This window comes from Mesorhizobium sp. P2_A12 (assembly GCF_056405075.1).
Genome location: NZ_JBFUCU010000063.1, coordinates 1 through 3143, shown reverse-complemented (window position 1 = coordinate 3143; position 3143 = coordinate 1). Strand labels below are relative to the sequence as shown.

Sequence of the window (3143 nt, the reverse complement as noted above, 5' to 3'; positions counted from 1 at the left end):
CATACAGGTCGCCAACTTCGGCGCCATCTGCGGCGCACCAAGTCAGAACCATGCCGGCGGCGATCGGAAGTTGCCATCTAACCATAGCGTCCTCCTGGGAACGCGGCGTCGCCATCTCGCAGTTGGCACCGCCAACGTGATCTGAAGCGTGAGTTTCAGCTCGTTCGTTATATCACTCCTCTCGAAAATCTTGCAGCGACGCGTGCCGCAGATCTTCCTCCCCGCGCAAGTGCTTCACGCGCCCGATAATGCCCGGCTTAACCCATTGCGTCGCCGGCCGCTTCATGTCGTCCGGCGGCGGCCCGGCGTGTTCCTGGACGCGTTTCCACAGTCGGTCTCGGATGGCACCGCGCGAGTTGATGAAGGCGGAGCCGACATACCTGCCCGTCGCTCGATCAGCCATCAGGGCAAACGCCGGTTTGCCTGCTTGGCGCTCGACGCCGAGCAACTCATATTCGTCGATCGAGTAGCATTTGGCCTTCAGCCAGTTCGTAGACGGACCGCTGCGGTATTTGCGGTCGCGGCGCTTCGACACCATGCCCTCAAGCCCGGCCTGGTCCAGCAGGTGAAAGATGGCCTTGGCTTCGCCTGGCAGAGCCTCGCTGAACTGGATACGCCCTCCGGGCTCGATCATGCCGGCGAGGATCTCACGTCGTTCCTCCAGCTCCATATCGCGCAGATCGTGGCCGTTAAGATGCAGCAGATCGAAGGCAACGAAGTAGAGGTCGTGCTGCCGGCGCGTTATCGCCTTGCGAAGCTCGCCGAAGGCCGACAGGCCGGCATCGTTCAAGACGATGATCTCGCCGTCGATTATAGCGTTTTCCACCCCGTGTGACGCCGCCGCCGCAGCAAGGTTGCGGTACTTCGAAGTCCAGTCGAGACCACGCCGGGTGTAGATACGCGTGCCGTCCTCGTCGATGATGATCTGCGAGCGGTAGCCGTCAAATTTCACCTCGTGAATCCAGCCATCGCCCTCGGGAGGCTTCTCGACCAAGGTGGGCATAAGCGGAGGAATGAACGACAACCGGACGCCACCGGCACGCTTACGCATGGGAACTCCCCGCAACTCGAATTTGATTCAATATCGCAGAGATGCCTCTGTTCCGTTAGCCATGTCACGACCGCGACCGCGCACCAGCCGAAGAGGCTTATGAAGTTGCCCACATCGCGAGGAAGTTTCAGTTGACTATGCCTGAGGCGCGGTACCTGATCAGAAGGCATGGCAACAATCGTACGACCCTGGAACGGGCCGCAAGAAAGCTGGTGTACCAGCCCAGGTGACCAAGCTATCGGACCTCGGGCCGCCGTCTGAGGGAGCTGCGGTCTCATGTGTATTGGTTAGTGTTCGATCCTCATGCGCCGTTTCATGATGAGATCGATTGCACGGCAAGGCCCAGCGAATACCCCTAGGGCTTACCGACTTCACGCGGCTGTAGGAGGTACCCAGCCGTATTGGATGAACTAGAAGGCCCCGGCGCTGGTCGATGCGCTGGGGCCTTAGGCATGTACGAGCTACCTAGCATGTCCGTTTATGAGCGTGGCCTAAAATGGTCAACAAGCGGTGAATGATCGCCGCCTTTGCCAGCGCCGTCGAGATCAGGAAGCCGCACTGGCCACGATGGCGCCCACGGTTCTTAGTGAGATCGTAAAAGCGATCAGCGTCGTCTTGGACGATCCCGCCCGCAAAGCTAATCACATTGACTGCGTTAACCGTTCATCCGTTTGGATGTTGACGCTTACTCTTCATTGGCGTTAAGAATCTGCTAATATAAGCGCCTTCTAAAAAAGAACCCTGACTTGCAATCAGGGAAAGGGCGCCATGGGGTTTAAAGCGAACGCAGCGCGCTGCCAGAGTCGTCGCGGCAACATGTTGTAGCCAAGACTTACTTGTGGACGGCAATGTTGATGTCTGGCTGATCGCGGGACTGTGGCTTTACTGTGACTAGACTATGAACTGACAGTAGCCGTATGCCGAATTCGCATGTTGATCGTACTATTTCAGACAGGGAGTGCTAATCTATCAATGCGGCAGTGAAATAGATGTGGAGGGCATCTGTATCTGTAAAAGCGTACGAGTAAGGGTGGGGGGTAGTTAAAATGGCTTTGGTGCCGGTGGAACTGCGATACCGCGTTCCAATACAAGGCAGTCCGGGGACGACGTCTTCAGTTATACCGACGGTGCGGCCATCCTCTTTTTGCGCCCCGCCTACTATTTCGCTCGATCGGATGAGCAACGATCCTGGGGCGCTCACCGGGATCATTCCCTGGCTGGCGATCGCAAGCCATTCGCATTGGATTTCCTTTGATTGGCGACGTTGCAGGCCGACGGGCGTTGACGCCCGGCCGGCGTTGAATGTTTCGCATAAAAACTTGCGCTTCGGGCAAGCGCTCCACGGGCACTAGGGGAAACTGTTATGGGTGGAACAACGACGTCCTTTTCAAATACGCCGCAGGCAGTGGATGATTTCTTCACCAGCGTTTTCACCGGGCTCACTGAAGACAGTTTCGGGACCATTATCCTCAACGTAATGGCCAACGATCTAGGCGGAAACGCCAAATCACTGTGGTCTGTCGATAACGGAACGAACAACACTGGCGCGATGAGCGGCTACATCGCAGCCGATTTGTTGACGCAGGACTTAGGACGGATTGAATCCGCGGGTTCCGATACAAGTGCCAACGGCGCAAAGATCTGGATTACGGCCGACGGGAAGGTGGGATACGATACAGCGTTCTTGTCGGCTGCCTTCAGGTCGCAGTTGCAGGGGTTGAATGCCGGCCAATATTTGACGGATACCTTTATCTACTCTATCCGGCTCGGCAACGGGACGCTCAGCTGGGCAACCGCGACCATTCAGTTCGCGGGGACCAACGACGGGCCGGTTCTGAGCGACACAAGCGATTCGGCGGCGGGACTCGAACTGACTGGAGCCTCGGCCCAGAACCTGGCGGCGATCACGGGCAATTTCTCGGTGAGCGATCTCGACGTCGGCAACACGCTGCATGCGTCGGTCGTGGGCAGCCCGGTGGTGCAGCTCAATGGCAGTCCGTTCTCGTTGCCCGCCGGGGCAGCCGCGCTGATCGCCAGTGGCGCATTCACGCTGACGGATTCAACCTCCAACGGTGGCGCGGCCAACATCGGC

2 protein-coding genes and 1 pseudogene are annotated in these 3143 nt (G+C 58.1%); 2 read left to right on the top strand and 1 reads right to left on the bottom strand.

Annotation, left to right across the window (positions count from 1 at the left end; translation table 11 throughout):
• Positions 1-172 precede the first annotated feature (172 nt).
• Positions 173-1051 carry an ATP-dependent DNA ligase gene (locus AC1DZU_RS35405; RefSeq protein ID WP_477292079.1) on the bottom strand — a complete coding sequence of 293 codons (879 nt, stop codon included), beginning with the start codon at positions 1049-1051 and terminating at the stop codon, positions 173-175.
• Positions 1052-1128: 77 nt separating this feature from the next.
• On the opposite strand from AC1DZU_RS35405, the pseudogene AC1DZU_RS35400 reads away from it, so the two are divergent.
• Both AC1DZU_RS35400 and AC1DZU_RS35395 read left to right on the top strand, forming a co-directional pair.
• A pseudogene (locus AC1DZU_RS35400) lies at positions 1129-1281 on the top strand (DUF3606 domain-containing protein); the annotation flags it as partial.
• A gap of 1133 nt (positions 1282-2414) precedes the next feature.
• Positions 2415-3143: VCBS domain-containing protein (locus tag AC1DZU_RS35395; protein ID WP_477292077.1), on the top strand; the 729-nt coding region annotated here is incomplete at its 3' end.

What these genes read in the sequence shown, in the direction of transcription:
- AC1DZU_RS35405 (WP_477292079.1), bottom strand. Translation starts at nt 1,051, where the DNA reads ATGCGTAAGCGTGCCGGTGGCGTCCGGTTGTCGTTCATTCCTCCGCTT.